The organism is Pseudomonas sp. Sample_9 (genome assembly GCF_004307535.1).
GTDB lineage: Bacteria > Pseudomonadota > Gammaproteobacteria > Pseudomonadales > Pseudomonadaceae > Aquipseudomonas > Aquipseudomonas mercuritolerans.
In genome coordinates, this window is record NZ_RAZO01000445.1 from 1 (window position 1) to 4633 (window position 4633).

2 protein-coding genes and 3 pseudogenes are annotated in these 4633 nt (G+C 52.6%); 4 read left to right on the forward strand and 1 reads right to left on the reverse strand.

Annotation, left to right across the window (positions count from 1 at the left end; all coding sequences use genetic code 11):
* A pseudogene (locus D6877_RS25395) lies at positions 1-191 on the forward strand (hypothetical protein); the annotation flags it as partial.
* A gap of 129 nt (positions 192-320) precedes the next feature.
* Here the strand turns inward: D6877_RS25395 and D6877_RS25400 are convergent.
* Positions 321-1280, reverse strand: coding sequence for a YncE family protein (locus D6877_RS25400; protein ID WP_130912487.1), 960 nt, complete (start codon positions 1278-1280; stop codon positions 321-323).
* Between the two features lie 279 nt (positions 1281-1559).
* Between D6877_RS25400 and D6877_RS30105 the strand changes: the two are divergent.
* The 3 genes and pseudogenes from D6877_RS30105 to D6877_RS29695 all read left to right on the forward strand — a co-directional run.
* Positions 1560-1742, forward strand: a pseudogene (locus D6877_RS30105) (hypothetical protein); the annotation flags it as partial.
* Positions 1743-1940: 198 nt separating this feature from the next.
* On the forward strand, positions 1941-4295 hold the full coding sequence (locus D6877_RS25410) for a hypothetical protein (protein ID WP_130912488.1): 2355 nt from the start codon (positions 1941-1943) through the stop codon (positions 4293-4295).
* 123 nt (positions 4296-4418) lie between these two features.
* Positions 4419-4633: pseudogene (locus tag D6877_RS29695) on the forward strand (hypothetical protein); the annotation flags it as partial.

Below are 4633 nucleotides of genomic sequence, written 5' to 3' on the forward strand. Positions count from 1 at the left end.
CCGACACCAAAAACGAAGACCTGCTGGCCAACGCCTGCGAAACCCTCGCCTCCGCGAAAACCATCGCCCAGGAATTCGCCGGGCTGGTGAAGCCATCGCAGCGCCGGACGCTGATGGGCATCGCGCAGTTGATCATGCTTGGGGAATTGGCGGTGAATCGGGTGCTGGATAACTTGGAGTTGCCGCAGTGATGCAGAAAGGCTGAGTTACTCGCTGATCATTTCGGCCCTTTCGTGAACAGTTCGACGGAGAACGTCCAATTGCGGCGAATAAACCCTGCAGCTTGCAACTGCAGGGTCCTTGAACATCTAGGCTTGGCACTAGATTGACGGATGGGCGTCGCTGGATAGCCACTCGATCACCGCGATGTATGGGCGGTCAACACCTTCTCCGCTGGGACCGACATTGACATAAACGCGGGTGCCATCCGGGCTGACTGCGATATAACCCGGTTGACCAGGCACAGGGATAGTTGTTTGAACGCGATTCGTAGCCGTGTCGATCACTGCGACCGTGCTATTTCCCGACTCGACGACATAAACACGAGTACCGTCCGGGCTAATAGCGATGTCGTATGGAATTTGTTGAACCGGGACGGTCGTCAGGACTTGGTCATTCGCTGTATCTATTACCGAAATGGTATTGCTGTCACGATTGCAGACATAGGCGCGAGTTCCATCAGGGCTAATGATGACCCGCATTGGTTCTTTTCCAACCGGGATTACCTTAAGGACGTTATCCGTCGCCGTGTCAATCACCTCGACCGTACTGTTGTAATAAGAGCTGACATAAAGGCGAGCACCGTCGGAAGTCACGTCAATCCCGATCGGACCGCGACTGACTGGGATGTTCCTCAGGACTTTATTGGTCGTCGTATCTATAACAGAAATCTGGTTGCTGAAAAAAAGACAGGCATAAACCCGCGCACCATCAGCGCTGGAGGCCATACCTCTCGGATCAGTCTCAAGCGCGACAGTAGCCAAGACTTGGTGTTGTGCCGTATCAACCACGGAGACAGATTTACCACCACCGTTGCCGACATAAGCACGGGTGCTGTTGGGACTGACCGCAATGTCCAAAGGGCCGTTTCCGACTTTGATATTCGCCTGGCTTTCGAATGTAGCCGCATCCCTCACGAAGAAACCGAGGCGATAAGACGTTAAGTAAAAATGTTTACCGTCGGGGCTGACAGCGATGCCGTTTGCATCGCTATCTAATTCGATTTTGTGAAATTTATATTGGTCTGCGCTGGCTGTGGGGATTGGGGTTTGGTTATTCATGAGAGCATCCTTTTTCAGGGGCGGGTTTGCCCGCAGTCATTCCGTGCTTTTAGTCGCGTCCTGTCTACTGTCAGAAATTACAGTTAGGGGCTATATTCCGACGAGTGGTAAGCCCCCCCTTCGTGGTCCCCACGCTTAACGATACGGAGCGGTGGAAGCTTCAAAAATCTGGAGGCTTCATCCTTTATCAAATCAACCCGCCCAACCCGACTGGCCCTTGACGACTACCTCTGCCCACCTGGCTCCATCCACTGCCCTTCAGCCCCCGCGCCATGTACGAAAAACGAAAATCTGCTGGCCAACGCCTGCGAAACTCTCGCTTCGGCCGAAACAATTGCCCAGAAATCCGCCGAACTGGTCAAGCCATCGCAGCGCAGGACGTTGATGGGGATTGCGCAGTTGATCATGCTCGGAGAACTGGCGGCGCATCGGGTGCTGGATAATCTGGAGTTGCCGCAGTAGCACGACCCGACGACCATTCCCACGCTCTGGCGTGGGAATGCGTCCCATCCTGAGCCGAACGCGATGCGCTCCGGACTACCTGAAGCGGCGACCACTCATCCGAAACCGGCATTGACCTGTCAGGTTTGACAGGTGACGAAACCGTCCCTTTGGCCTTTGATATCTCCAAGCCAACCCGCAGCAAAATTTGGAGATCCCATGAAACGTAAGCGCAAACTCAGAACTACCGACCTGCCGCTACCCTATGCGCCTGAGATGATCGACTTGAATCCGGCCAAGGAAGATTTCCATGGCGGCGTGTCCATTGCAGATGGAACGGCTGCGGCAGGTTTCAAAGTCATCATGCTGGCCTATCTCAATCAGGACAAAGACGATGGGGTGAGGCTTTATCTCAATGATGAGCTTGTAGACAACACGACGATCGAAGAGGGAAAAGAAACAGAAAACACATCTTTATTCATTCCCGCCAGACGCCTCCATTCAGATCCCAACAGGATTCGCTTTGGCATCAAGCGCATTTCCCAACCTGAAGTGCCAACCCCTGATCTGAAGTTGCTGTATCGCAGCGTTGCGCCAGGTGGCACGCCGCCGGTCATGACCCTCAAGGCCAGCCACACCAGTGTAGGCCCCGACGAAGCAGACAAGTTTGTCCTGACCGTCAGCTATGACAAGGCTAACTGGTACGACCGAATCCATGTCGACTGCGCAGGCCAACCTGTGAGACATCAACTGGTACCACCGACCACTTCCCCACTTCCACCTGTTCCCGCCAACATCGACATTCCAATTCCGAGATCAGTTTTTGAAGAGGCGGGTGACAGCGCCGCGTTTCCGATCACATTCCGCGTCGCCGATTACCTGACCAATTCCTCCCCCTCGTCGCTTCCTCTGACTATCGATGTGCATTTGCAACACCAGCAATTGCCTGTTGCCGTCTTTCGTGAAGTCCTCGCCGACATCAGTGACGATCCGACCGAGGTTAATCTTGGAAAAATGAAAGGCGGTCCGCTGTGGGCCCTCCTGTATTTGCCGAACACGACTTGGCAGCCGGAAGACTCCATCCACTTGAAATTCACATCAGTGATCGCCGCAGAAGTGGCGGAACACGACGTAACGCTGCTCAAACAAGACTTGCCCACCTATTTCAACTGGGAAATTCCGAACGTTAAGGTTCTGCGAGACAGTAAGGTCGAAATGATTTATGAGCAGATTCGGGATGGAAAAATTGTCGGACGCTCAATGGCTGCAATCGCTCAGGTGATCGGCAACCCGACAATCGAACTTCCACCACCAACCTTGAGCCCGCCCACGGTGCCAATTAACGTTTTGGCTAATCCGAATGGAGTGAAGCTGCAAGTAACAGATTTCACGGCAGAGAAAGACGATAAAGCCCAATTCGTCCAACTAAACGCGCCGGCCGGAGCGCCGCCGTTTCCGGTGGTGGATTTTATTGATGGGCTTGCGGAGATTTTATTGAGTGCTGCGTTTTTGGCGGCGTGGCATGGGAAGGCGGTTGAGTTTCAGTGGAATTTGATACGCGCCGGAACTCCCGCAGAAGAATCACCAACTTCCAAATTTGAAATTATGAAAATTGCTGATGAGGATAAGCGGTTACCTTTACCGAACATTGCAGAGGTGCTCGATGATGTTCTAGACGTAAATAATCTTGCAGACGATGCACGTATCCATATCGCAAGATGGCAACCAATAGCGATTGGACAAAAAATCTGGCTGCGTTTGACGGGCACTGACGAGAATGGCGAACCATATGGCTGGATAATCTACGATGGTGCAAACGTGGAATCGAGCGATCTCAACGGGTTATTCCCACTAGCGTCGGCAGACAAGCTACGCGCATTGCAAAACGATTCTGAGCTGCAGGTTGAGTTCAAAATAAATTATTCCGGCGACACCAACGAAGATCAAGCAGTGACCGCCCCAATCAGGAGCTACATCATCATGTCAACGCCGAGATTATGCATCGAAACGACCACGCTGTATTTAGATGGCAAAAACGCAATCGTGATCAACCCGCCCGCAAGCTGGGCACGCTTCAGTGACCCTATTGGCTCCATGGACCGTCGACATGCATGTGGGGGCACCCCCCCTTACACCTATCGTTCGGACGATGTTTCCGTAGCTTCGGTTAATGACAGGGGAGTCGTGCGTAGCATCGGAAATGGAAAAGCGACGATAATGGTTACTGACGCAAAAAATAACTCAGTAAACTTTGAAGTACAAACAGCCAATGTATGGACCTTGATAATCTCCACAGAAACATTCGCAGACCCAGCGGCCTCCGACGCATGGATACGCTCGCAGAACGGGATCAAATTAGATCCTGACACATTGCTTCACCACGAAATACTTCAACTCGCAACCAGTTGCTATGGAGGAATGCAAATGGGCCCAGCTTATTTTGTCGGCAATAACAACTCCAACAACTACATGGTGTGCACCCTGGCGCAATTATATGGAAAAGTCCCTAAATTAACTTTTTATGCAGGATCTAACACTCCAAAACCATGGCCTGCCATGTATTTAAAGGAATAAATTCGGACAGAAAAGGGGACGGATCTATTTAACCAGGGATTTAAACAGCGGGGCTTGATCGAGGTTTTTCTGCTGACCGGGCTGGCCATTTTCGCGAGCAAGCTCGCTCCCATAGGCAAACGCATTCCAAATGTAGGCAAGCTTGTTCGCAAAGGCGCCAGCCCCTACGAATCCCTCGACTCAAAAAAACTCCACCAAGCCGCCGACCGCGCCCTCGACCATTACCTCTGCCCACCCGGCTCAACCCCACCGCCCTTCAGCCCTCGCGCCATGTACGCCGTCACCGCCGACACCAAAAACGAAGACCTGCTGGCCAACGCCTGCGAAACCCTCGCCTC

What these genes read in the sequence shown, in the direction of transcription:
- D6877_RS25400 (WP_130912487.1), bottom strand. Translation starts at nt 1,280, where the DNA reads ATGAATAACCAAACCCCAATCCCCACAGCCAGCGCAGACCAATATAAA.
- D6877_RS25410 (WP_130912488.1), top strand. Translation starts at nt 1,941, where the DNA reads ATGAAACGTAAGCGCAAACTCAGAACTACCGACCTGCCGCTACCCTAT.